At 61.4% G+C, this 24,009-nt stretch carries 26 protein-coding genes and 1 other RNA gene; 11 read left to right on the top strand and 16 right to left on the bottom strand.

Annotation, left to right across the window (positions count from 1 at the left end; genetic code table 11):
• Nucleotides 1-182 precede the first annotated feature (182 nt).
• On the bottom strand, nt 183-2,153 hold the full coding sequence (locus H4V99_RS09000; RefSeq protein WP_280677487.1) for an aconitate hydratase: 1,971 nt from the start codon (nt 2,151-2,153) through the stop codon (nt 183-185).
• A 126-nt stretch (nt 2,154-2,279) separates the two neighbouring features.
• Here H4V99_RS09000 and H4V99_RS08995 point away from each other — a divergent pair, with 126 nt between their 5' ends.
• Complete coding sequence (locus tag H4V99_RS08995; protein WP_280677484.1) at nt 2,280-2,936, top strand: hypothetical protein; 657 nt, start codon at nt 2,280-2,282, stop codon at nt 2,934-2,936.
• 242 nt (nt 2,937-3,178) lie between these two features.
• Here the strand turns inward: H4V99_RS08995 and H4V99_RS08990 are convergent, their stop codons facing one another.
• Nucleotides 3,179-3,973 carry an SGNH/GDSL hydrolase family protein gene (locus H4V99_RS08990; RefSeq protein WP_280677478.1) on the bottom strand — a complete coding sequence of 265 codons (795 nt, stop codon included), beginning with the start codon at nt 3,971-3,973 and terminating at the stop codon, nt 3,179-3,181.
• 482 nt (nt 3,974-4,455) lie between these two features.
• On the opposite strand from H4V99_RS08990, the gene H4V99_RS08985 reads away from it, so the two are divergent.
• The 6 genes from H4V99_RS08985 to rnpB all read left to right on the top strand — a co-directional run bounded on the left by H4V99_RS08985 (nt 4,456) and on the right by rnpB (nt 8,522).
• Entirely contained in the window at nt 4,456-5,157 is a 702-nt protein-coding gene (locus H4V99_RS08985) for a GAF and ANTAR domain-containing protein (protein WP_280677476.1), read from the top strand.
• Between the two features lie 12 nt (nt 5,158-5,169).
• The gene (locus H4V99_RS08980) at nt 5,170-5,880 is read left to right on the top strand and encodes a GAF and ANTAR domain-containing protein (RefSeq protein ID WP_280677474.1); all 711 of its coding nucleotides are present in this window, start codon (nt 5,170-5,172) and stop codon (nt 5,878-5,880) included.
• Between the two features lie 135 nt (nt 5,881-6,015).
• The gene (locus H4V99_RS08975) at nt 6,016-6,351 is read left to right on the top strand and encodes a hypothetical protein (protein WP_280677472.1); all 336 of its coding nucleotides are present in this window, start codon (nt 6,016-6,018) and stop codon (nt 6,349-6,351) included.
• A 118-nt stretch (nt 6,352-6,469) separates the two neighbouring features.
• Nucleotides 6,470-7,291 carry a Nif3-like dinuclear metal center hexameric protein gene (locus H4V99_RS08970; RefSeq protein ID WP_280677470.1) on the top strand — a complete coding sequence of 274 codons (822 nt, stop codon included), beginning with the start codon at nt 6,470-6,472 and terminating at the stop codon, nt 7,289-7,291.
• A 57-nt stretch (nt 7,292-7,348) separates the two neighbouring features.
• Entirely contained in the window at nt 7,349-8,086 is a 738-nt protein-coding gene (locus H4V99_RS08965; RefSeq protein ID WP_280677468.1) for a C4-type zinc ribbon domain-containing protein, read from the top strand.
• Between the two features lie 34 nt (nt 8,087-8,120).
• An RNA gene (gene rnpB, locus H4V99_RS08960) (RNase P RNA component class A) lies at nt 8,121-8,522 on the top strand.
• A gap of 40 nt (nt 8,523-8,562) precedes the next feature.
• Here the strand turns inward: rnpB and H4V99_RS08955 are convergent.
• The 3 genes from H4V99_RS08955 to map are packed head-to-tail and all read right to left on the bottom strand — an operon-like array spanning nt 8,563 to nt 11,631.
• Nucleotides 8,563-9,978 carry a serine hydrolase domain-containing protein gene (locus H4V99_RS08955; RefSeq protein WP_280677466.1) on the bottom strand — a complete coding sequence of 472 codons (1,416 nt, stop codon included), beginning with the start codon at nt 9,976-9,978 and terminating at the stop codon, nt 8,563-8,565.
• An 11-nt stretch (nt 9,979-9,989) separates the two neighbouring features.
• Nucleotides 9,990-10,748, bottom strand: coding sequence for a polyphosphate--glucose phosphotransferase (ppgK, locus tag H4V99_RS08950; protein ID WP_280677464.1), 759 nt, complete (start codon nt 10,746-10,748; stop codon nt 9,990-9,992).
• Nucleotides 10,749-10,764: 16 nt separating this feature from the next.
• Nucleotides 10,765-11,631, bottom strand: a complete 867-nt coding sequence (gene map / locus H4V99_RS08945) for a type I methionyl aminopeptidase (protein ID WP_280677462.1) — start codon at nt 11,629-11,631, stop codon at nt 10,765-10,767.
• 12 nt (nt 11,632-11,643) lie between these two features.
• Between map and H4V99_RS08940 the strand changes: the two genes are divergently transcribed.
• Nucleotides 11,644-11,832 (top strand): SPOR domain-containing protein, encoded by a 189-nt coding sequence (locus tag H4V99_RS08940; RefSeq protein ID WP_280677460.1) that lies wholly within the window; start codon nt 11,644-11,646, stop codon nt 11,830-11,832.
• Between the two features lie 21 nt (nt 11,833-11,853).
• Here the strand turns inward: H4V99_RS08940 and panB are convergent, their stop codons facing one another.
• Complete coding sequence (panB, locus tag H4V99_RS08935; protein WP_280677458.1) at nt 11,854-12,741, bottom strand: 3-methyl-2-oxobutanoate hydroxymethyltransferase; 888 nt, start codon at nt 12,739-12,741, stop codon at nt 11,854-11,856.
• Nucleotides 12,742-12,812: 71 nt separating this feature from the next.
• Between panB and H4V99_RS08930 the strand changes: the two genes are divergently transcribed.
• From H4V99_RS08930 to H4V99_RS08920, 3 genes are all read left to right on the top strand, one after another.
• Complete coding sequence (locus H4V99_RS08930; protein WP_280677456.1) at nt 12,813-14,150, top strand: glutamine synthetase family protein; 1,338 nt, start codon at nt 12,813-12,815, stop codon at nt 14,148-14,150.
• 20 nt (nt 14,151-14,170) lie between these two features.
• Entirely contained in the window at nt 14,171-17,221 is a 3,051-nt protein-coding gene (locus H4V99_RS08925; protein ID WP_280677454.1) for a bifunctional [glutamine synthetase] adenylyltransferase/[glutamine synthetase]-adenylyl-L-tyrosine phosphorylase, read from the top strand.
• 522 nt (nt 17,222-17,743) lie between these two features.
• Nucleotides 17,744-19,867: a hypothetical protein gene (locus tag H4V99_RS08920; RefSeq protein WP_280677452.1), complete on the top strand. Its 2,124-nt coding sequence runs from the start codon at nt 17,744-17,746 to the stop codon at nt 19,865-19,867.
• Nucleotides 19,868-20,278: 411 nt separating this feature from the next.
• Here the strand turns inward: H4V99_RS08920 and H4V99_RS08915 are convergent, their stop codons facing one another.
• From H4V99_RS08915 to H4V99_RS08870, 10 genes are all read right to left on the bottom strand, one after another.
• Nucleotides 20,279-20,629, bottom strand: a complete 351-nt coding sequence (locus H4V99_RS08915; protein WP_280677450.1) for a hypothetical protein — start codon at nt 20,627-20,629, stop codon at nt 20,279-20,281.
• Between the two features lie 353 nt (nt 20,630-20,982).
• Nucleotides 20,983-21,480, bottom strand: a complete 498-nt coding sequence (locus H4V99_RS08910) for a hypothetical protein (protein WP_280677448.1) — start codon at nt 21,478-21,480, stop codon at nt 20,983-20,985.
• A gap of 2 nt (nt 21,481-21,482) precedes the next feature.
• Nucleotides 21,483-21,704, bottom strand: coding sequence for a hypothetical protein (locus tag H4V99_RS08905; RefSeq protein ID WP_280677446.1), 222 nt, complete (start codon nt 21,702-21,704; stop codon nt 21,483-21,485).
• The gene (locus tag H4V99_RS08900; RefSeq protein WP_280677444.1) at nt 21,701-21,937 is read right to left on the bottom strand and encodes a hypothetical protein; all 237 of its coding nucleotides are present in this window, start codon (nt 21,935-21,937) and stop codon (nt 21,701-21,703) included. Before H4V99_RS08900 ends, H4V99_RS08905 begins: the two co-directional genes overlap by 4 nt.
• Complete coding sequence (locus H4V99_RS08895) at nt 21,934-22,290, bottom strand: hypothetical protein (protein ID WP_280677442.1); 357 nt, start codon at nt 22,288-22,290, stop codon at nt 21,934-21,936. The genes H4V99_RS08900 and H4V99_RS08895 overlap by 4 nt, the downstream gene beginning before the upstream one ends.
• Before the next feature lie 52 nt (nt 22,291-22,342).
• Nucleotides 22,343-22,996: a hypothetical protein gene (locus H4V99_RS08890; protein WP_280677440.1), complete on the bottom strand. Its 654-nt coding sequence runs from the start codon at nt 22,994-22,996 to the stop codon at nt 22,343-22,345.
• A gap of 9 nt (nt 22,997-23,005) precedes the next feature.
• On the bottom strand, nt 23,006-23,167 hold the full coding sequence (locus H4V99_RS08885) for a hypothetical protein (protein WP_280677438.1): 162 nt from the start codon (nt 23,165-23,167) through the stop codon (nt 23,006-23,008).
• Nucleotides 23,167-23,364 (bottom strand): hypothetical protein, encoded by a 198-nt coding sequence (locus H4V99_RS08880; protein WP_280677436.1) that lies wholly within the window; start codon nt 23,362-23,364, stop codon nt 23,167-23,169. Before H4V99_RS08880 ends, H4V99_RS08885 begins: the two co-directional genes overlap by 1 nt.
• Complete coding sequence (locus H4V99_RS08875) at nt 23,361-23,717, bottom strand: hypothetical protein (protein WP_280677434.1); 357 nt, start codon at nt 23,715-23,717, stop codon at nt 23,361-23,363. Before H4V99_RS08875 ends, H4V99_RS08880 begins: the two co-directional genes overlap by 4 nt.
• 95 nt (nt 23,718-23,812) lie before the next feature.
• Entirely contained in the window at nt 23,813-24,007 is a 195-nt protein-coding gene (locus H4V99_RS08870; protein WP_280677432.1) for a helix-turn-helix domain-containing protein, read from the bottom strand.
• Between the last annotated feature and the right edge of the window lie 2 nt (nt 24,008-24,009).

Here is a 24,009-nt window from a genome sequence, read left to right as displayed (position 1 = left end):
GTGCATCCAATCCATGTAGATTCGGAGGGTCACCGCGGTGTCACTGTGGCCCCGCCGCACGGAAACTGTATTGATATCCACGTGGGGTCGATCGGGCATTCTTCGATGCAGGCTCGATCCTTCACGTCGACGCAGGGAAGAGCAGCCATTGAGCCTGCGACAACCGGGTGATCACATCCAGATTACGTTGTCGGGGCCGCTCTCCGCTCGTGCAGCCAGGCAATAAGTCCGCCCGCGAGCAGCATGTCGATCTGCCGCTGCGAGAAGTTCTGCCGGGCGGCGTAGTCCTCACTGCGAGTCTTATTGTGCACAGTGATCTCGGTGCCCGCAACGAGGGAATCGCGAATGCCGGTGAGCACGAGCACGTCGCCCTGCTGCACTCGATCGTGATCGGACGGATCCCTGAATTCGAGCGCGAGCACACCGAAGTTGGCAAGATTCTGCCAGTGGATCCGAGCGAAGGACACGGCGAGCACCGCACGCAAGCCTAGGAAACGTGGCGTGATGGCGGCGTGTTCGCGTGAGGAACCCTGCCCGTAATTAGCGCCCGCTACGATGATGTGTCCGGTCGCCTCGCGCGTTTCTTCCGCGCGAGTCGGGTAGGACTCATCGACCTGGTCGAAGGTGAATTGGGCGAGCTTGGGAATGTTGCTGCGGTACGGCAAAACCCTCGCGCCGGCCGGCAGAATCTCATCCGTTGAAATGTCATCGCCCACCTTGAGAATTACCGGGGCCGCGATGGTTTCGTCTAGGGGGGTGAACATGGGCAGCGACGAGATGTTCTCGCCCTTGACCAGCTCCACCTTCAGCGCCTCGGCGAGCGGCAAGGGCGCTTCTAACATGGCCAGGTTGACACTGGATGTCGCCGGAAAATCGAGGGTGGGGTAGGTCAGATCGAACAGCTCCTCGAGATCTCGGGGGTCAGTGATCTTTCCGGTGAGCGCGGCGGCCGCGGCCGTCTCCGGTGAACACAGGTAGACCGAATCCTCCTTGGTGCCGGAGCGGCCGGGAAAATTGCGCGGCATCGTGCGCAGGCTGATGCTCCCGTTCGCCGGCGCCTGGCCCATTCCAATGCAGCCCATGCAACCCGACTGGTGTAGCCGCGCGCCGGCCCCAATCAAGTCCAGAGTGGATCCCATACGCGTCAGATCCTGCAGAATCTGCCGGGAGCTGGGGTTGACGTCGAAAGAGACTCCGACGTGGGACTGGCGCCCCTTGACGATGGCGCCTACTATCGCGAAGTCGCGCAGCCCCGGGTTAGCCGAGGAGCCGATGACAACCTGCGCCACCGGCCTGCCGGCAACTTCGCTCACCGGAACGACATTGCCCGGCGAACTGGGCAGCGCGATCAGCGGCACGATTGTGGACAGGTCGATCTCTTCGTTGACGTCGTAGGTTGCGCCCTCATCGGCCAAAAGTTCGACGAAGTCGTCTGCGCGGGCCTCGGCGGTCAGGAACGCACGCACCTGCCCGTCAGCGGGGAAAACCGTTGTCGTTGCGCCGAGTTCAGCGCCCATATTGGCGATCACGTGTCGGTCCATCGCGGTGAGGTTCGACAGGCCCGGACCGTAGTATTCGACGATGCGATTCACGCCACCCTTGACGCCGTGACGACGCAACATCTCGAGAATGACGTCTTTGGCGCTTGTCCACGGCGGGAGCTGACCGGTGAGGTGCACGCCCCAGATTTCGGGCATGCGAATATACAGTGGCTCCCCGGCGATGGCGAGAGCAACCTCGATGCCGCCAACGCCAATGGCCAGCATTCCAAGCGAACCCGCAGCCGGAGTGTGGCTGTCCGAGCCGACCATCGTCTTGCCGGGAATGCCGAAACGCTGCATGTGCGTGGGGTGCGAGACGCCGTTCCCGGCCTTGGAATACCACAGACCGAATCGTTGGCAGGCCGAACGGAGAAAGTCGTGGTCCTCGGCATTCTTGCTGTCGGACTGCAACAGGTTGTGGTCTACGTACTGAACTGACACTTCGGTGCGGGCGCGATCCAGACCCAGCGCTTCCAGTTCCAGCATGACGAGAGTTCCCGTCGCATCCTGAGTAAGGGTCTGATCGATGCGCAGACCAATCTCGGACCCCGGCGTCATCTCCCCACTGAGCAAATGAGAAGCAATGAGTTTCTGAGCAACGTTGTATGCCACCGCGAACCGCCTTTTCGAATGCCGCCGAGAGAATATCGATGTGCAGCGATCCTGCGAAGAGTTCCGCGGCAATTCCAAATCTAGGTCACCACTCCACGAACCACCACTCTTTTGTCCTGACGACCGATGCCCGAGCAACAAGCGGCCAAAGTGATGCAGACCTTCCTCGGTCGTGCCTCCAAGGTTGAGGACGGGTCGGTTCGCCTGGTTGCGGGCTCTGGAGTGCTTGCTGTCGATGTTGCAGTGCTGTACCCGGTGGGGCTGTTCGATGCCAGTCTGATCGTGCTCGGCCTGCGCACGTTTGCGCTCGCAGCGGGGGACGACTTCGACGTCGTGGTTCCACTCGATTCGCTGCAGCAGCAGCTGAGTCGTCTGCAGAGCACGATTGAAGACCCTGCTGGTCCCGTGTCCGTCGCCCTGCCGACCGAGGTGCACACCGTGATCCGGTCGGCAATTTTGCCGCCGAGGGCAGGATGGCGGATGCTGGGTGACGTCGACCACGGCCGTTTCGAATCCGTCGCCAAGGCTGGCATCGCAGAGATCGCCTCCGCTATCCCCGCCGGCTTGGGCGAGAAGTTGGTGCGCCGGGTTCGCACCGAAGTGTGGGGTCGGCCCATCGACGGTCTCGAGCACATTCCGGCCGGTGGCGCATTTGCGGCGCACGCCCTCGGCTTTCTGGCCGCCGACGATGTCGTGTGGGTCTATGAGACCGGGCCGTGGGCGAGGCTCACGACCAAGCGCGGCCATGTGCTCATCAAGCGCAGGGGACTGCCTCCGGTTTAGTTGACGGGCTTTTCTTACATGCAATCGAGGTAGACCGCGTGACCGAAAACCATATCGACGTGTTGCCGGACCGGCGTCGTCATCCGGCCAGCACCTAAGACAACTTTGCCTCCACCCACCGATTGGCTTCCTTGGAGCTGCACCGAGATGAAGTCGTTCGGCAGGACAGGCCCCCGACGAATGCTGTCGGGGGCCTGTCCATGTTGCCGAGCCTCAGCGCGGCAACTTGGAGTCCAACCGGGCTACAGCGCCGCCCGAATAGCCGTCGCATAGGCCTGATACCCGGCGGATGTCGGGTGAAAGGCATCCGTGCCGGTGACAATGACCCAGGAATCGACGTCGCCGATGGCGTGGCCGGCGAAAGCTGCGGTCACGTCCACGTATTCGATGCTGGAGTTCGGGCGCACGATCTGGGCCTGAGCCACGACACCCGCGATGGTCTGGTTCAGCAGAACGGTGGCCCCATTTAGTTGGGCGATCAGTGGGTCAGCCGAGGGGGCGAACAGCAGGGGATAGCCTGTGACGACCACGTGCGCGTTCGGGGCCGCCGCAGCGACCTGAGCGTAGGTGCTGGCCAGACGGACTGCCAGCTCACCTGAGTAGAGCAGAGCACCGGCGGCAGAGATGGCGTTCCCGCACGCGATTGGATCCGCCGACGCGCACGCCGCCGCCACACCGGCCACATTCAGGTCGTTGCCGCCGACGGTCAGGGTGACCAGGGTGGTTCCCCGGTTCAGCGCCGACAGTTGCGTGGCGCTGACGTCCCCGGTCGTGGCGAGACTGCAGCTAACGTTGCGCAGCAGATTGGTGCCCTTCACCGCATCCAGCAGGGCCGGGTAGCCATTCGGGCTCCGCAGGCAGCTGTCCACATAGCCACCGCCGCCCTGCCCGGCCGCGTAGGAGTCGCCCAGGGCGACGTATTTATTCACCGGGGCCGTGGGTGCGGCGGATGCCGGTAGGGCACCGGCAACAAGCACGCCCGAAGCGGCGAGGACGGCGGCGATGACGCTGGACAGGAGTCGGGTTCGTGATTTCATGGCCCGACCCTACTCGCATTCGCGTACCGGGCACAGGACCATTTTGGGCGGGACCTCGGCGACGCCATGCGATTGCTGCGCCGCCGCACCGGTTCTGGTGAGGCTCGCAGACGCCGTCTCGATGCCCCCCGCAGCCGTGTCTGTAGGATGAAGCACGGAAAGAGATATTCCCTCTTCGCGTGTTGGTGAGGTGTTGGTGCACAACCTGAAACGGTCGAGACCTCGAGGAATCATCAGCACGCAAATGCAACTGGTTGTTCATCGGAAACCGCGCCATCTTGAGGATTTTGATTGGAATCGGAGCTGACCTAACGTTTACACCGTGCAGGTCATCCGTTCGAGTTTTTTCGTGCGCCCACTATTCACAGTCACGCCGCTTGATTTGGGAAGCGCTCGGTCGACATTTTGTCGACATCGGAATCGTAGTGGGGAACATTTTGTGCAAAGAATGTTAGAGATTCGTCCGGCACCGGGGGATACACATGACCGATAGAGGAAATTTTGGCCGTGCGGTCGATGAGCTGATGGTCGCCCACGAACGACAGACGAGCCTCTGCGATCCCTTTCTGAGCGTGGTCCGCGCTGACAGTGCCGTGGTCTCCACCTTCGGTGAAGCCTTTGGGGTGGAAACAGTGTGTGCCAGTGATCCCCGAGCCGCTCGATTTGATGAGCTGCAATTCGATTTGGGGGAAGGGCCGGGGTGGGACGCTCTCAGCAGCCGCGCACCGGTTGGTGTCCACGATCTGCGTTCCCCGAACGCCGCCCTCTGGCCCGCCCTTCTGAAGGCCGTCGATGGGGATGCAGTGCGTGGTGTCAGTGCCTTCCCGCTCATGTTGGGATCTCTCCTGATCGGTGCCGTGGGGCTGTATTCCTGGCGGCCCGCCAGCCTCACCGAGCCGGAGAAAGTCGACGTGAGCATGCTGGCAAGCATTGTTGCCAAACAAGTCTTGCGCCGCGCGCTGTCGACACAGACACTTAAGGTGGGCGCAGGGGATAATGAGGGTTATTCCCGTCGCGTCGTGCATCAGGCGACTGGGATGGTTTTAGCTCAGTTAAACCTTTCGGCTGCAGACGCACTACTGATTATTCACGGTCATGCTTTTTCGAGCGGTCGCACCGTTCGTGAAGTGGCCGGTGATGTTGTGGCGCGACGACTGAACCTCTCGTCGGCGCTGGATTTGTGAGATTGGATTATCGTGACCCAGACTCGTGAAGGTCAGCTCTTAGAGACCTTTGTCACCCTCGCCGACACGCTTGTGGCTGACTATGACGTTGTTGACCTCCTCTGTACCCTCGTGGACAAGTGCGCGGTACTGCTCGACGCGGCAGCTGCAGGCATCATTCTCTCGGCCGGGAACGGTGAGCTTGAGGTCGTCGCATCGACGAACGAACGCAGCCGTCTCGTTGAAATCTTGCAACTGCGGGAAGGCCGCGGCCCCTGCGTAGAAAGCTTTCTCACCGGTCAGGCCGTGGCCGTCCCGGACATCACCGCTGTCGGTGAGAAGTGGCCGGAATTTCGCGAGGGTGCGTTGGAACAGGGTTTCGCTTCCATGCACGCCGTGCCCCTGAGGCTTCGCGCAACGACAATCGGGTCGCTTAACCTCTTCTGGGATCGAAAAGGTGGGCTCACCCAGACCGACTCACACACCGTGCAGGCCCTCGCGGACGTTGCCACCATTGGCATTCTGCAGGAACGAGCTATTCGTGAGAGCGACGTGGTGCGACAGCAGCTTCAGCATGCGCTGAACAGCCGAATTCTGATCGAACAGGCAAAGGGTGTGCTCGCGTACACGCACGACGTTCACATGGGGGCGGCGTTCGACCTGATCAGGAATTATGCGCGGAGCAATTCCACGACCCTGGCGGATGTTGCTGAGCGCATTGTGAAGCGCGAACTCGACCTGTAGTCGAGAAGGACCGCTCACGGTAGATGTCCAGTTTCGCTGAAAGTTTCCTGCACAAAGAAGACCGTCGGGCGTACACTGACAGAGCACCCCAGACCCCGGTAGCACACATAATTCGTGAGCTCTGTAGGGGACACCATGAAGCAACTTTTTTATCCAGGCGGTTCCGTCGTTACCGGAAGCCAACTCGCTGACGCAGTTATGCTGTACGCCGAAGCTCTATGTAATCGTCGTCAAGTGGATGTCATTGATATCCCCGTGGCCGGTGAGGGTGGCCGGCTTCTCCGTGCGCAATTCTTAATTGGTACGGCGAGCCAGCTCGTCAGCGTGACGATTCCGCACCTCGTACCAGAATTGGTCGAGCCGGAGACGCTGGACTTTCTCAATCGCAAGGCGCAGTCCGGAGCCATGATTCCCGCATCGTGGACGCGTGAAGACGTTGTGCCGGCCCAATTCGACGATTTCGATTACTAACAGCACGATCCCCGTCGTTGAATGGTCTGCCTGATCACCGCGCAGGCTGTTCGGTGTCGACATGCCGCTGTGTGGCTGGTGCCGGGGCGACACGGCCCCGTCGCGGTAGGCTGTTCCTGTGTCTTTCTCGCTCGCCGACGTCAACCGTGTCGCTCACGAACTGTGGCCGCTCTCAGGTGCCGAAGCATGGGACGCCCCGGGTCTTGTCACCGGCGATCTGTCCCGAAATATTACCGCCATACACCTGGCTGTTGACGCTGTTTCCGACACCGTTGAGGAAGCCATCGCGGGTTCAGCAGACCTGCTGCTGGTGCACCACCCACTGCTTCTCCGCGGGGTAACTTCCATCGCTGAGGACCGCTACAAGGGGTCACTGCTCGCTCGTCTCGTGCGCGCCAATTGCGCTCTGCTGTCCGCTCACACCAACGCGGACATTGTCAGTGGCGGAGTGTCCGACACCCTGGCGACGCTGCTCGGACTTGTGGATGCCCGGCCCATCGTTGTCGGCGCCACGCCCCGTATCGGTCTGGGCCGGGTGGGTGAGCTGCCTGAAGCGGTTTCACTCGGGCATCTGGCGCATCTGCTCAGCAAGATTCTTCCGGCTACCGCGTCCGGGATTCGAGTGTCGGGCGACTACACCATGCCGGTAAAACGCGTTGCACTGTGCGGGGGAGCCGGTGATTCCCTCCTCCGTGAGGCGGCAGTGCTTCAGTCAGACGTGTACATCACGTCGGATCTGCGTCATCATCCGGCCTCTGAAGCCCGGGAAGAGGCCCGGCTCGCTCACGGTGCGCCGGCACTCATCGACGTGTCACACTGGGCGAGCGAATGGTTATGGCTGGATGGTGCCGCCAACCAGCTGCGAACCGCCTTGCCCGGTGTCGTCGTGACGGTGAGTGACCTTCGCACCGACCCGTGGGATTTCGTTGTCATGCACTGACATGCTCTCCACACTTCTTTTTCTTCCCACTACCCCACATAAACAAAGGTCACACACGTGAAGGCAACGCCCCTCCAGCAGCAGGAGCTTCTCCGGCTCCAGGCCCTCGACACCAAGGTGCTCCAGGTCGCTCACCAGACAACGTCGCTTCCTCAGCATGCTGAAGTCTTGAGCCTCAAGCGTGAAGCGGATGCTGTTCGCGCGAGAATGACGACGGAGGGTGGAGCTCTCGGCGACGTGCGTACCGAGCTTGGCCGCATCGAATCTGATGTCGGGGTGGTCGAGAAGCGCATTGCCCGCGACACGGAGCGCGTGCAGAGCACCTCGTCCATCAAGGACGTTCAGGCGCTCGAGACAGAACTCACCTCGCTGCGTAAACGTCTCTTCGACCTCGAGGAGATCGAGATCGCCGTGATGGAGCGGCTTGAGCAGCACGAGGCATCCGTTGCCGTCGTCGTCCGTGAGCGTGACGCTGTGGCGGAGCGAATGATCGCAGCGGAGACGGGCCGCGATGAGCTTCTTGCAGACCTCGAGCGTCAGATCGGTGAACTTCGACGTGATCGTCTCACGGTTGCGGGAACCATTGACGGGGAGCTTGTTACCCTGTACGAGAAGCGGCTCGTCACCGGGCGCGGAAATGCGGCAGCGCTGCTGCGTGCCCGCACCTGCAGCGGCTGCACGATGACCCTCACCGGGAGCGACCTGGCTGAGGTGCGCCAGGCTGCCGCAAACGAGGTCATCTTTTGCCCCGACTGCGGCGCTATTCTGGTGCGCACGGAGGAGTCCGGCATTTAGGACAGCTGCGGGGCTGTAGAGTTAGCTTCCGGAATGGGTCGGCAAGACGGTCGCGTCGTTCATAGTTTGAGGGCTTGCCCATAAACGGTGGGCGCCGAGGAACGTCCGGGCTCCATAGAGCAGGACGGTGGGTAACACCCACCCGGGGTAACCCGCGAGACAGTGCCACAGAAAGTAAACCGCCACCAGGCTTCTCCTTCGGGTGAGGCCAGGGGGTAAGGGTGAAACGGTGGTGTAAGAGACCACCAGAGGCCAGGGTGACCTGGTCGGCTAGGTAAACCTCGTCCGGAGCAAGGTCAGACAGAAAGCGCTAAGGCGGCTCGCCGAGCTTTCGGGTAGACCGCTAGAGGGCTGCGGTAACGTAGTCCCAAGATAGATGGCCGTCCACGGTGCCTCGGCACCGGGACAGAACCCGGCGTAATAGCCGGCCCATTCCACACCCGTAATCGAAGCGGGATGCCGGCATCGGCGCTCTCTCAGCGGGGTTGCACCAGGTCGGTTGTGACCGTGAGTGTTTGCACACGTGGTGGGTGTTGCGGTGTCAATCGAATCTCTACCCGCAACCGGCCGGCCACACCCGGAACGAACCACACAAGGTGCGCCAGCCCGGTCGATACCTCACCGGTATCGAGGCGGTGAGCATGCGTTGGCATGTCCTGTGGCGCAAGCCCGCCCACGAGGTCAACGGCGCGCGCGATGGCGGACCGTCGGCGCTCAAGAGAATCATCAAGCTCCACGTTGGGGGCAAACAGGTCGCGCGCCGCGTCGTCACTCCACTGGCGAATCAAACGGGTGAGCGCGTGCTGGGCGACCCGCGTGGCCGGAAGAACAGTTACGGGTGCCGGGCTCTGCTCGGCGTCGAGACGGTTAAACGCCAACGTTGTGGCCACCGATAGCCGCGAGTGGGTGGCGTTACCGAAGGCGACGATACCGTGGCCTCGCTCGGCCGACCAACGCATGTGGGCAGAGAACCCCGGATAGCCGCCCGAGTGGGAGACGACCGTCCCCCTGCGCGCATCGTGTTCAACGAAGAGCCCGAAACCATACCCCGTCGGATGCTGCGGCAGCGCGGGAACGAAACGATACGCCTGCTGCATCTCGCGTCTGCTGGCGCGGGAGAGTGGAGACGCCGGCTCGTCGGCTCCGGCCGGGTCGAACGCCGACGCAAGCCACGCCGCCCACGCGCTGAGGTCGGTGACGGTGCTGAAGAGGCCGCCGATGGGGGAGAAGACGCCGGGTGCGGAGAACGGCAGGGAGTGCCAGGTACTGTCGAGCCAGCGCGTGCCCACGGCTACGCCTCCCGCGGCCGGCACCGACGCATCCCAGCCCGTGCCGGTCAGCCCCAGAGGTTCGAGGAAAAGTTCGGTGACGAGGTCACGGTAGCTGCGCCCGCTCGCCTGTTCGATCACCCGGCCCAGCAGTGCAAAGCCGAGGTTGGAGTACGCGAACGCCGTGCCGGGGATTGACTCGAAGGTGAGACCGGTGCGCAGAAGTGTATCGAACTCATCCCGGCTCATCGCCTCCTGACGGTCGGCCCACGGGTCATCGGTGGGGAACCCGGCCGACATCGTGAGGAGCATCCGCAGGGTCGGCACCGGGGCATCCGCTGTGGGCAGCACAACCTCAGCAAATGCCGGGACGAAGCGCGTCACCCTGTCGTCGAGGCTGAGCTGACCCGCATCGCGCAGCGCAAGAAGCGTGGCGGCAGTGAAGCTTTTGGTGCAGGACGCAATGCGGTAGGCCGTGTCCGGCCCGGGTTCCATGCCGTCGTGACCCCGCCCGACCGCCCCAACGTGCATGAGACCACGACGATCGAAGGTTCCCCACACCAGGCTCGGGGCAGAACCACGAGCAAAGTGGGTGGAGAAGACCTCATCGATGTGGTCGAACACCGCAGACACCGTTAGTCCTGGTGCTTGACCGCGAGCGCGGCGGCGCCCAGGATGCCCGCATTGTTGCGGTGCACGGCCGGAATAATGCGTGTCTTCAACCGTAAGAGCGGGAGGAAGTCCTCGTGGTGCTTGGAGACGCCGCCCCCCACGATGAACAGGTCAGGGGAGAAGAGTGCTTCAAGGGTGCTGTAGTACTTCTGCAGACGTGTCGCCCACTTGTCCCAGCTGAGGTCTTCTCGTTCCTTCGCCGAGTATGCGGCCTTGCTCTCGTAGTCCTTGCCCTCGATTTGCAGATGCCCGAGCTCTGTATTTGGTACCAGCACGCCGTTGTTGAGAAGGGCGGTCCCAATTCCGGTGCCGAGAGTGGTGAGCAGGACAACGCCCGACACATTCTGTGCCGCGCCAAATTGCGATTCGGCGTAACCGGCGGCATCCGCATCGTTGACAAAGTGAATGGGGCGTTTCAGAGCCTTTTCAAAGACGGACTCGGCCGCGAGTCCAATCCACTTGTCCGACACGTTTGCCGCTGACATGGTGTGACCGTTCTTGATGACGGCGGGAAAGCAGATGCCGACCGGCAGATCATCGGTACCCGTAGCGACGCGAGCGAGGAGCTCGGTGGTCGTGTCGATGATGTCCTGCGGGCGTCCACCCTTGGGCGTGGGTATTTTGATCCGGTCCGTCAGCAAAGCACCGGTTGTCAAATTGATAACCGCCCCCTTTATGCCGGTTCCGCCAATGTCAATGCCGATGGCCGTTGTTGCGCTCATTGTTAAAACCTACCCGCTAGGGCAGCGTGAGAACTTCTGCGCCACGCTCGGTCACGACAAGCGTGTGCTCAAACTGGGCGGTCACGCTGCGGTCCTTGGTGAGAACGGTCCAGTCATCGTTCCACATGTCCCAGTCAGCGGAGCCGCCAAGAGTCAGCATGGGTTCAATGGTGAAGACCATACCCACCTCCATGACGGTGTCGTACTGAGGTGCGTCATAGTGGGGAATGATGAGGCCGGAATGAAAAGCTGCGCCCACGCCGTGACCGGTGTAGTCGCGGACGACACCGTAGTTGAAGCGTTTGGCGTAGGACTCGATTGCACGGCCAATGACGTTCACCTGGCGCCCGGGGGCCACTGCCTTGATGCCGCGATTGAGCGCTTCTCGGGTGCGGTCAACGAGAAGGGTTACGTCTTCACTCGCCTCGCCAACGATGAAGGTGACATTGGTATCACCGTGCACACCGTTTTTGAATGCGGTGATGTCGATGTTCACAATGTCCCCGTCTTCGAGAACCGTATTGTCGGGGATTCCGTGGCAAATGACCTCGTTGACCGAACTGCACAGGGATTTTGGGTAGCCGCGATAACCGAGGGTCGAGGGGTACGCATCATGGGCAACCATGTAGTCGTGCGCGATGATGTCGAGTTCTTCGGTGGTGATGCCGGGGCGGATAGACCGGCCCACGAGCTCAATGGCTCGGGCCGCTATCTGACCGGATTCGCGAATGAGCGCAATCGAGTCGCTTGAATACACGTCCGATCCGGTGAACGGACTCGGACCTTTCTTGCCCACGTATTCGGGGCGCGCAATGTGAGAGGGAACGGAACGCATCGACGACACGCTTCCAGGGACGAGGTGACCGGTTGAATCCTTAGGCATATGATCAACCCTATGGCCGAGGACACGGAAAACCAGTACTGGTACAACATGCGCACCGGAGCCGTCGAAAAAGGGTTCCAGTCACCCTCCCTCGACCGCGTCGGTCCTTTTCCCACTCATTATGAAGCGACTCACGCGCTCGAGAAGCTGCGTGCCAACAGCGCCAAGTGGTCCGAGGACGACGCCCGCGACAACCGTTAGGACAGCGGCCGAGGCGCCAGGCTATTCGTAGTTGTGCTCCGGGGCGGGGTAGGCGCCAGAGTTCACGTCATCACGAAAGCTGTGGACGGCATCCGTGAGCACCTGGCGAACGTTGGCGTACTGGCGCACAAAGCGCGGAACGCGGCCGTCGGTCATGCCGGCAAAGTCGGTCCAGACCAGTAGCTGGCCATTGACGGACGGCCCGGCACCCACGCCAATGGTTGGGATGTCCAACGCCGCCGTCACCTGAGCGGCAACCGAACCGGGAACCATTTCCAGCACCACAGCGAAAGCGCCCGCCTCTTGAACAGCGAGGGCGTCGTTGATGAGGTTCTGGGCGGCGTCGCCACGTCCCTGAATGATGTGCCCACCAAGACCGTGTTCGCTTTGGGGCGTAAAACCTACGTGCCCCATCACAGGAATGCCGGCAGACACAATGCGCTTAATCTGCTTGTGGCTTCGAACGCCACCCTCAAGTTTTACGGCATGGGCCTGCGACTCCTTCATGAATCGCACGGCCGTGGACAGCGCCTGATCCGCGCCGCTCTCGTACGAACCGAAAGGCATATCGGCCACGACGAGCGCACGCTTCACCGCGCGGGCAACGGCACGGGTTAGAGGAATGAGTTCATCCACGGTGACCGGAAGGGTTGTCTCGTAGCCGAACACATTGTTGCCCGCGGAATCACCCACGAGCAGGAAGTCGATGCCGGCCTGATCGAAGATTTGCGCGGTGAGCATGTCATAACTGGTGAGTCCCGTGATGGGGATTCCCTGCTGCTTTGCATTGTGAAAATGGCGCGTACGAACCCGCTTGGGACCGTCCGGCGCGTGTCCGTAGGGGTGTTGTTCCGGCGCGGGAAGAGACGAGTCGGGTGCAGTCGCGTTCGACGCGGACGATTCTGACATGCCACAAGTGTAGTCAAGCCATCAATATCTACGCCGAGCCAGTAACCTTGGAGGGAACCAGAAGGGGCTGAATGGACAAGCAGCGCGATTTCGTTCTTCGTACCATCGAGGAGCGAGGAATCAAGTTCGTTCGACTATGGTTCACCGACGTGGTCGGCACCCTCAAGTCGGTGGCCATTGCGCCCGCCGAGGTGGAGGGCGCCTTCAACGAGGGACTCGGGTTTGACGGCTCGGCCATCGAGGGACTGACCCGTTCGTTCGAAGCGGATGTGCTGGCCCACCCGGACCCCACCACCTTCCAGATCCTCCCGTGGCGCGGCGAAGTTGACCCGACCGCACGCATGTTTTGCGACATCACGACGCCCGACGGTCAGCCCGCCGTCGCCGACCCGCGCAACGTGCTCAAGCGCACGCTCGCGAAGGCCGCCGATCGCGGCTTCACCTTCTACACACACCCCGAGATTGAGTTCTACCTCCTCAAGTCGTCGAAGTATGGCAAGAATGGGCCGGTACCGGTCGATTCGGCCGGCTACTTTGATAACGTCCCGGGTGGCACGGCTCACGATTTTCGCCGTCGCTCCGTTCGGATGCTCGAAGACCTCGGCATCTCGGTCGAGTTCAGCCACCACGAGGCTGGCCCCGGCCAGAACGAGATCGATCTGCGCTATGCCGATGCCCTCACCACGGCCGACAACATTATGACCTTCCGCACCGTCGTGAAGGAGGTGGCGATCGAGCAGGGTGTGTACGCCACCTTCATGCCCAAGCCCATGTCCGAGCACCCGGGTTCTGGCATGCACACGCACATGTCACTCTTCGAGGGGGATACGAATGCCTTCTTCGAAGCTGGTGCCCAGTACCAGCTCTCAACAATCGGTCGTCAGTTCATTGCCGGGCTGCTCAAGCACGCGCCGGAGATCACCGCCGTCACCAACCAGTTCGTGAACTCCTACAAGCGCCTTTGGGGCGGCGACGAAGCCCCGAGCTTCGTGTGCTGGGGCCACAACAACCGCTCGGCGCTCATCCGCGTTCCGCTGTACAAGCCCAACAAGGGACAGAGCGCCCGAGTGGAGTACCGAGCCATCGACTCCGCAGCAAACCCGTACCTCGCGTACTCGCTCATGCTTGCTGCTGGCCTCAAGGGAATCGAAGAGGGCTACGAGCTACCGCCCGAGGCGGAAGACAACGTCTGGAGTCTCAGCGACACGGAGCGTCGAGCACTCGGATACACCCAGCTCCCCGCAAGCCTTGACCACGCGATTCAATACATGGAAGAGTCGGAGCTTGTTGCGGAGACGCTCGGCGAGCAGGTTTTTAACTACGTTCTGTTGAACAAGCGACAGGAGTGGAAGGACTACCGCTCTCAGGTCACCCCGTTTGAGCTGCGCAAAAACCTCGAGATGCTCTAGGAGTTATGGGGGACCGGGCAATGGAGCGCGAACCCCTGACTCTGACCGAACTGGCCAGAGTTGGTTTTGTTGATCTCGGTGAGGTGCGCCTGCGTCTCACCGAGACCGAAGAACTCGGGGGACCACCCAGCCGTGAACTGATCCCGCTGCTGTCGAAAGCGGCAAACCCTGATGCTGCGCTCGGTGCTCTTGTGGCGCTGCTGCGGCAAGGTTCCGTTGAGATTTTTGCCATTCTCTCCGCCACGGATGCTGCCCTACGGCTCATTCGTGTGCTGGGAGCCTCGCAGGGCCTCGCTGACTTCTTTTTGCGCCACCCCGATGAGCTCCCCATCCTGGCCGCACCCATCCTCACTCTGCCCACGGTTGACGAGCTCACCACGGATCTGCTGGAATCCGTGGGCGCAGTGCAGGGATTCTCCACCCTCACTGACGACGCTGCCTGGGTGGCACTCCGGGTGCGGTATCGCCGACGCCTCGCCACGGTGGCGGCATTCGACCTTGAACAGGCCGATCCTGTGGCGGGCGTGGATGGAATTGCGGACGCCCTGGCCGACCTCGCCACGGCGGCGCTCGAAGCCGCCCTGGCGGTCGCACGCAGCATGACCAGCGGAGACGTGGCAGGGCGAGGCGTCTTTCCTCGGGACGAGGTGCGTGCAACGCGACTCGCAGTGATCGGAATGGGCAAAGCCGGCGCCCGGGAACTCAATTATGTGAGCGACGTGGACGTCATCTTTGTCGCCGACGGTAATCCCGAGCGCGGTCTCGAATCTACCCGGGCAGTGGAAATCGCCATTCGGCTCGCCATCCTCATGATGCGCGGCATGAACGAAACAGGAATCGAACCGGAGCTCTGGGAGGTCGATCCGAACCTCCGGCCAGAGGGCAAAAGCGGGGCCCTCGTGCGGTCGATCGAATCTCATCTTGCGTATTACGACCGGTGGGCAAAAAGCTGGGAGTTTCAGGCGCTGCTCAAAGCCCGCACCCTGGCTGGCGACAGCGAACTCGGGGCGCGCTACATCGACGCTGTCACCCCCAAGGTGTGGAGCAGCGCGAGCCGAGAAAATTTTGTGGAGTCTGTTCAGCGGATGCGGGAACGCGTCACAGACAACATCCCTGACGATGAGGTGGACTTTCAGCTCAAGCTCGGCCCCGGAGGGCTGCGTGACATTGAATTCACCGTTCAGCTGTTGCAGCTCGTTCATGGGCAGTCAGATCCGTCCGTGCGACAGAGCGGCACTTTGCCAGCGCTTGTTGCCCTCGCCCAGGGTGGCTACGTTGGTCGCGCAGAGGCGGCTGAGTTCTCCCACGACTACCGCATGCTGCGCCTCATGGAGCACCGACTCCAGCTCGAGAAGCTCCGACGGACCCACCTCGTTCCTCGGGACGAAGCGAACATGCGGGTGCTGGCCCGAGCCACCGGTCTGGCTACGAGTGCAGCCGGGCTGTCGACTCGCTGGGCGCAAACGAAACAGCGCGTGCGGGGGCTGCACGAGCGACTGTTCTACCGGCCGCTGCTGAGTGCCGTCGCGGCCCTGCCCGCCGAAGGCCTCAACCTCACCAGCGCCCAAGCGGAGGCACGCCTCGCCGCAATTGGTTTCCTCAACCCGCGAGGAGCTCTCGGACACATCGCGGCGCTCTCCGGAGGTGTGTCCCGCCGCGCAACCATCCAGCGGCATCTGCTCCCTGTTCTCCTTCAATGGTTCTCTCAGGGAGCCGACCCAGATTACGGGCTACTGGCTTTTCGACGGTTGAGCGACAACCTCGGCTCCACCTACTGGTTCCTGCGCATGCTTCGAGACTCCTCGGGCGCCGCAGAACGCCTCACCCGCGTGCTCTCCGGTTCTCGGTATGTGGGGGAACTGCTCGAGAAGATCCCCGAAGCGGTGGCCTGGCTGGAGAACGAAGAGGACCTTCGTCCGCGCCCCCTCAGTGCGTTACTCGATGAGACGCGAGCGGTGCTGGCCCGCCACGAGAGCCCGGATGCGGCGGCATCGATCCTGCGCACCGCGCGTCGCCGGGAGCTGCTGCGCCTGGCCTTCGGGTCCATGCTGGGTCGCATCACCATCGACGAACTCGCCGTGGGTCTCACCGACGTCACCTCCAACTTCATTCGTGGCGTCATCGCCGCCATTCGTGGTCGAGAGCTGAACGAGCCCGGAATTGCAACCCCCGTTGGTCCGAAGACCCCGGACGGCATTGAATTCGCCGTCATCGCCATGGGACGTTTTGGGGGATCCGAACTCGGCTTTGGCTCGGACGCCGACGTCATGTACGTCTTCCGCAACGGGAAGCTCGAGGGGGAGCCAGCCCACGATCGAGCGAGATTCATCGTCCGCGAGCTGAATCGGCTCACAGACGATGATCGTCTGCCCCTCGACCTTGATATTGGCTTGCGGCCCGAGGGGAGCAATGGAGCGATCGTGCGCTCACTCGACTCCTTCACCGCGTACTACAGTCGTTGGTCGCTCACCTGGGAGGCACAGGCCCTCCTGCGTGGCCGTGGTGTGGCCGGCGATGTGAGTCTGCAACGAGATTTTGAGCGACTGGCCGACTCCGTGCGGTATCCAGCCGCTATCGCCGAGAAGGAAGTTCGGGAGATTAAGCGCATCAAGGCCAGGGTCGAGAAGGAGCGTCTGCCTCAGGGAGCCGATCCCAACCGACACCTCAAACTGGGCCGTGGCTCGCTCAGTGATGTGGAGTGGTTCGTGCAACTCCTGCAACTGCAAAACGCCGCACGCGTGCCGGGGCTGAGAACCACATCTACTCTGGTGGCGCTCACCGGCGCCTCCGACGCGGGCCTGGTCAGTGCAGCGGATGCCGCGACTCTGCGATCGGCATGGCTGTTCGCGTCGCGTGCGCGGTCCGCTATTACCCTGTGGACCAACCGCACATCGGATGTCTTGCCCGTTGATCGAGCACAGCTCGAGGGAATTGCCCGGATTCTGGAATATTCGCCCGGGTCTGCCACGGAGCTTCAGGGAGATTATCTCTCGGTGACCAGACGCTCACGGGCCGTCTTTGAACGGCTCTTCTACGGTCCGGTCGAGCGGTCGGGCGCCAGCGCCGGCTGATCTGGCACTGTCTCTCGCACACTGAAGAAGGACCAAGAAAAAGGACCACACCAGAAGGTGTGGTCCTTTTCTCGGTTTGTTACCCGACGGTGGGCTTAGACGCCGTAGTAGAGCTCGAACAAATAACCCCTAATCGCGGGGTGTTGGCAAGTGCTGTTTACCGCATGAATTCAACGATCTAGGGGTTGTTGGTAATGGTCGGTAATCGGGCCTTTTCGGACTTCTTGCGGACTGGCTGCGGACTGGGGCACCTGCACCCGACCATTTTAGGTGAGTCCCTAAAATGGTCGGGGGGTGCGAACTTTGCACACCCTCGGCGGTGGGGTCGGTAGTGCCGACATCATCGAGGGGCTAAGCACTACTTAGGCCATGTCCGTGTGTTTCCGTCGTCCAGGGCTACGCATTTCTGAGTACCCAGCGAGTTGCATTGCCGCGTGTCGGCCATATCTGATATAGTTTATATTGTCAACTAACTAGCCGCGTTCTCCCGTGTGGTGGCCTTATCCCACGCCAGGAGAACGAATGTCGAATGCCATGTACCAAGCTTTTATTGAGGTACTGCCCGACGCCCGCAATCTTCGGCGGTCGCTTGCGCGTGAGTTCGACGCGGCAGGTCCAGAAGCTGGACGTGCTGCGGGACGTGGGGTAAAGAGTGGCGTACTGGGGTCGGTAAGTAAGCTTGCCGGCCCCCTTGCCGCTGCCTTCGCAGGTCTCGGTATCGGCAAGATCATCAAAGACTCGATCAGCAATGCATCCGATTTCGTGGAGGCTGGCACGGCTATTTCTGCCGTGTTCGGTGATGCTGATAAGACCGTTCAGGAGTTCGCGGCTAGTGCTACGACATCGGCGGGCCTGTCCACTAACGCGGCATTGCAGGCGGCGCAGACCTTCGGCATCTTTGGTAAAGCTGCGGGGCTGGGCGGGGAAGATCTCGCTGGGTTCTCGACTGAGTTCCTAACTCTCGCGGGTGACCTCGCATCATTCAACAACACGACACCAGAGCAGGCAATTCAGGCGCTCGGTGCTGGCCTCCGTGGTGAGTCTGAACCGTTGCGGCAGTATGGCGTTCTGCTCGATGACGCAGCCCTTAAGGCGCGCGCTACCGAGATGGGCATCTACTCAGGTACGGGCGCTCTCACGCAGCAGCAGAAGGTCTTGGCTGCTCAGGCCGAGATCATGGCTCAGACGACGGTGCAGCAGGGCGACCTCGGGCGCACATCGGAGGGCCTCGCCAATCAGCAGCGTCAACTCTCGAACAACATGGAGAACCTGTCCACCACGTTCGGCGCGATCTTCCTGCCGATCGCTACAACGGTTGTTGGGTTCCTGAATAAGTCGGTCGTGCCTGCGTTTCAGGGCCTCGCCGGGATGCTTTCAGGCGGAGAGATGCCCGCGGGCGTTGCTAAGCTCACGGGCGCATTCCAGCCGCTTGTGTCGTTCTTCCAGACCATCGGGTCGGCCTTCGCGCCCGTGCTCGGGAGTCTCCTCGGCCCGTTGCTCGAATTGGCCGCTGCACTATCACCGGCACAGCTAATCTTCACCGCGCTTCTACCCGTGCTGCCACAGATTGCCACGCTATTCGCAAGTCTCGCTGAGCCGATTGGCGCGCTTCTGGTCGGTGCGTTCACGGCACTGAGTGGCATCCTCGGCTTCGTCATCCCGGCGCTCACGAGCCTGGCAACATTCATCAGTGACAACCTGACACTGGTCCTGGGGTTCGCTGTGGCGATCGGTGGCGCCGTTCTGGCGTTCCAGCTGTACACGGCCACTATGGCCGTTGTGAAGGCCGTCACGGTGGCCTGGGCTGCGGTGCAGGTCGTCATGAATGCGGTGCTCACAGCTAATCCGATTGGCTTGGTCGTAATCGCGATCGGCGCACTCGTCGCCGGGATTATCTGGGTTGCCACACAGACAACATTCTTCCAAGACACCTGGGCCATGCTGGTCGCCGTGTTCATCAGCTCCATCGGCATGTTCTCGGATTTCTTCAAGAACACGGGGGGCATGTTCAAGGACTTTGTTTCCAACACGATCGGCATGGTTGGCGGTTTCGTCAGTGGCGTGGTCGGGTTCTTCTCTGGCATGTGGTCAACGGTCGGCAACTTCTTTGCCAACGGTGTCAACGGCATCGTCGGATTCTTCTCCGGTCTGCCGGGAAGGATCCTCGGGGCGCTCGGCAACCTCGGCGGCATCCTGTACAGCGCCGGCCGGGACATGATCAACGGCCTCCTAGAGGGTGCAGGATCACTACTCCGGAACATCGGATCGTTCTTCCTCAAGATCGTTCCGTCGTGGATCGTAGAGCCGTTCAAGGCCGCTCTAGGGATCAACTCACCGTCAAAGGTATTCCGTGGCTTCGGTGTGAACACGGGACAGGGTTACCTCAACGGGCTCGACGACATGAAGGGCAAGGTGTCGGGGTCGCTGGGCTCATTCGTGAGTCTGCCCGACGTGGCGGGAAGTATCGACGCATCCGTGACGGGTGCTAGCCGATCGTTTGCCGGGGCTGCCGGGGCGCCGATCTATGTTGAAAACCCGTTCACTGGTGAGTACCTTCTCGCGCGGGTCGGGTCGGTCGCAGACGGGCGCATATCCACCGCGGATCGCAACGTGTCACGAATGACAAAGATGGGACTACAGCGGTAGGGCTGTACTCCACTACGACAAAGAAAACCCCCGGCTCAAGTATCGAGTCGGGGGTTTGTCGTGCCAGGGCGGGGGGTTACGTTTCGATGCCGTCGAGGAACGGTCTGAAGTCGGCTAGCTTGCTGCCAGGGTGAGCGAGGACCCACTCGGCGCAAGCGCGCTGGCGGCGCTCATCGGCCCACCACGCGATTAGTTGAGCGGTGGTGCCCTTGTGCCCCCATGCGCCGTGAAAGTCTCTCCACGCCTCTTGCCGTAGCTTGTGAGCGTCGAACGCATCCGCCCGAGCTGCACGAGTCAGCAGGTCGCGCATGTGTTCGATCTCAGCAGCGGTTAGCCATGCATCCGGGGTGCGATCCGACAGGTGAGCAGGGGGAACCGCGCGCGACGCCGTAGAGCGCCGGCGAGCGGCCATTAGTGCCCCCACCGAACGCCAGCAGCTTTGCGCGCCCGGTTGCCGTTGTACTCCGCCTTTGCGGACGCTGAGTCCTCGTCAGGGAGCTTGAGACGGCCCAGCAATTGACCGACCAGGGCGCGGGTAGCGCGAACCTCGGCAAATAACGGGTTTACCCGCTCCTGCCCCATGCTGCCCGGCACCATGACGGGCGCGCCCACCAGAGCGCCCTCAAGAGATGAAAGATCGTCCACCGTGCGGCAAGCCATATCGAGGATCCGCGCGCCGTCAGAGTCCAGCTCAAAGTCTGCCGTGACCGCAGAGTGAAGCGCGGTCCCCTCCTTGCCATAAACGGCACCTGTATTACTCATCGTTCTCCTAAAAAATGGTCAATTGATCGAGCATGTATTGCCCGTGGCCCTAAGACGCCCGTGCTTCCGTGCAGGGGGTGGGAGGGGTATAGGCCCACCCCTTGTGGACCGTTACCGTCCGGGGTGCCTCGGAACCTTCTCGGGCCTAGTGGTAGACCGTCTACTGTCCCTGTGTACAAAATGCGACTATGCCGCCCGTGGCGCAGTGGAGGCTTTGGGGGCATACCCCCCACTCGTTGCCGTCGTGCGTGCCGTGACACACCCCTCCCGGTCTGTGCGGCCGCGTGAGGGGACGGGAGCGCTGGCATCGTGTTGCTGTTGATGCTGGCACTCCCGTCCTGTCTCATGGGGTGTCAGGCGTTGCTGCCGAGGTACGCGACGGCTGCTTCGTAGTCGGCGGGGCTGTCACCGATGAGCTGCTGGATCTCGTTGTATGCGTCGCGTTCGGTGGCCGCGCGGAGTCCCTGTGAGAGGAATTCAACGAAGTCGAGCTGGTGAAGGCGCAGTTCAGCGGTGGTGTGATACCTGAGTCCGAGGGCGTCGGCTGCCCCCTGGCCATTCATGCGGATGTAGGCGCGGGTCCGCAGCGAGGTATGGTACGCGGTGAACTCTTTGTACGCGGTGCCGAGGTCGCCGGATGCGGCTGCCGCGGCGGCGGTCTTGTGGTGCCCCTCTTGCTGGAGTCGGAGCACTTCCTCCATTGCTTCGCCCTCGGTGGCGAGCTTCATTCGCCAGGCGCGCTGGGCTTCTTGGATGGTGTCGCGCTTGCCCTGTTCGACGGCGGCAAGCTCGGCTTGCTTTACTTCGAGCGCGGCGTTCAGGGTGGCGATGTCGGCGGTTTTGATATCCATGATTAGTTGTCCTTTTTGGTGTTAGTGGTGGTTGCTGCCGTGTGTGCGTTTTGAATGTAGCCGGCGTGCATCAAGAGCGCCGGGGAGACTTTGAGACCGGCTTCTTCGATGCGCTCGATCTGCTTGAGCTCGTTCGCGGTTTCAGGGGTCCATTGGTCAGCTATCGATTTACGGCGGCGATCTGACAGGTCGGTGCTGACGTGGGGGGCGTGGTCGAAGGTCATTTCTTGTTTTCCGTTCTGGTGGTGTATTTGTTCGGTGGGATGGTGAAGGTGTATCCGGCCTGGCGCTGGTCTCGGTTGACGGGGGCATAGATCCCGCATCCGGGCGCTCGGTGCTCGGTGTTTCCGTAGGTGAAGCGTTCGTGCTCGTGCTGGTGACCGCAGTAAGGGCAGTGCACGAGCGCTTTACCCTTGGGCGTGATTCTTAAGAATTGGGCTTCGAGGGGTTCGGTCATGATTCGCTTCCTGTTGTGTTGTCGATGTCCTTGGTCATAGAGTCGAATTCGTTTCTGACCCTGAAATGCTCAAGGTAGAAATCTCGGTGCGGGTGAGAGTCCAAAACTCTTTGCATCACCACGAGCAAAGATCCCAAGACCGCACCTGCCCGATTGGCTGCTTTCGTGTTCCGAATACCATCGAAATCGGCGGCGATAATCTTTTTGATCTCGTCCATATTTCCGCGGGCCAAGATCAGCCGGGACACGAGCACAAGGATCTCGTCATCCATTTCGGCGCTCATGGTCGTGTCGTCCCAGCTGCAGAGGCGGGCAAATTTAATTGGGCGTACTCGATAGCCAAGTTCTGGCACACCCCACACCTCGGCGGGTACTGAGAACCGGTGTGCTCTTCGCAAAGCACTGTCATGCCGCCCTCTCATCACGAGCACGAGTGTGATCGGCGTCACCCTTTTTACAGAGGCCAGATGATCGACCATCGGACGAATACAGCGAGTTGCTGCACACCAGACACTTCTCGTGGTCAGACTTGTCGGGGTCACTCGTAGGAATTGGAGTCACTGGCCATTCCTTCACTTGTGTTTTGATCCCTTCATCAAGTTCTTCTTCTTCTCTAAGAACTTCTCTAATAACTGCCCGTCCTGTCCTGTCCATTTCGTTCGTCGAATCGTTCATCGACTCGTGCAACGAATCGTTAGAGACAGTTGGAAGGAACTTTGGGCCACCAGATTGCTCTCTTGGTGGTGCCGACTTAAGCCCCCGCTGTGCACGGTTCACCTTGTTAACCGACTGCTGCCTAATGACGGCTTCACGCAAGCGCTGATAGTCGGCGTGGTGGATGATCTGGTAGTGATTTCCCGCGTCTGCCCAGTAGCCACACGACAGCAACTCTGCGATTGCTTGCGGGGTCTTGAATCGGTGCAGGTCATCCTTCGGTATGCGTAGGTCCAGCAACTTACGGTTCGACCAGGTGAGCCCTTCAACATGCAGTCGAGCCGCTGCGTCTGAAAGGGTCCAACAGTCGTCCGTAAAATCGTCGCTGAGCTTGGTCCAAGTCATGAGTGCTCCTTACGGCCATTCCGACACGACGGCCGGGTGTTCAATTTCGCCGGCCGCCTCGATCAACTTGCGGGCCAGGACTCGAGCCTCGTCGGGCGTGAGGTGTTCTTCGCGGGCATCGAGGTAGACCACGCCGCGGCCTCCAATCAGAAGGATGTGGTGGATGGCCATTAGCGCACCGCCGTGACAAGGTAGCCGGCGCGGTTGATGCTGCCACCCACTGTTTGCTGATCCGCGTTGCACAGAATTCGCATGTCGATGTCGTCGGGCTGGATTGTGCGCCCGGTCGGACTGGTGACCGTGTGGCCGTTCCAATCCTTTGACGGGACAAAGCCACGAGCAGCGCGGACAGTGAGCGCGGCAATCACCAGGCACCCTGCAGCGAGTCGAGACGGCCAGCGAGACTCCGCAGCCATTCAGGGAAAGCCTCATATTTGTCAGCAAGGGCTCTGATTTCAGCCGCGTTCAGTTCACCTGCACCTTCGTCGCAGGCATAGAAACCCATTGATTTGTCGCTGTGCATGAACATCATCCACGTGGAGGTGTCGAACGTCTCGTCGGGGGTGGAGTGCATCCAGTTGCTCGGGTCATCGAGGGCGTCATGGCTGAAACCGTCGCATCCGTCATGGCCGCAATCTACAGCCATAGCGGCTGCGCGCTCCGCTTTGATGGCTTCGAGGGTCTTCGTTTCGTGCTCTGACTCGGTAGTGTTGAGGGACATTCTGTTTCCTTGCTTAGTGGCTGGAACTGCGGATGCTTGGCCCTCGGTCGGATCTGGTGTTAGAGCACCGATTCGGTTGGGGGCTTTTTGTGTGGTCACGCCGTGGCCTTCATGCCCTCGGCGTCGAACTGCGCGGTGACGTACTTCTCGATGTCCTCGGCCCGGTACATGACGCGGCCGGCGATCTTGGCTGATAAGGGGCCGGTGCCTTGATGACGCAGCCACCGCATTTGAGCGGGCGACCGGCGAAGAATGGCCGCGGCCTCTTCGAGAGTGAGCAAGTTCATCATGT

The organism is Cryobacterium sp. CG_9.6 (genome assembly GCF_029893365.1).
In the GTDB taxonomy this organism is placed as follows: Bacteria; Actinomycetota; Actinomycetes; order Actinomycetales; family Microbacteriaceae; genus Cryobacterium.
This window is presented reverse-complemented; position numbering and strand designations above follow the sequence as displayed.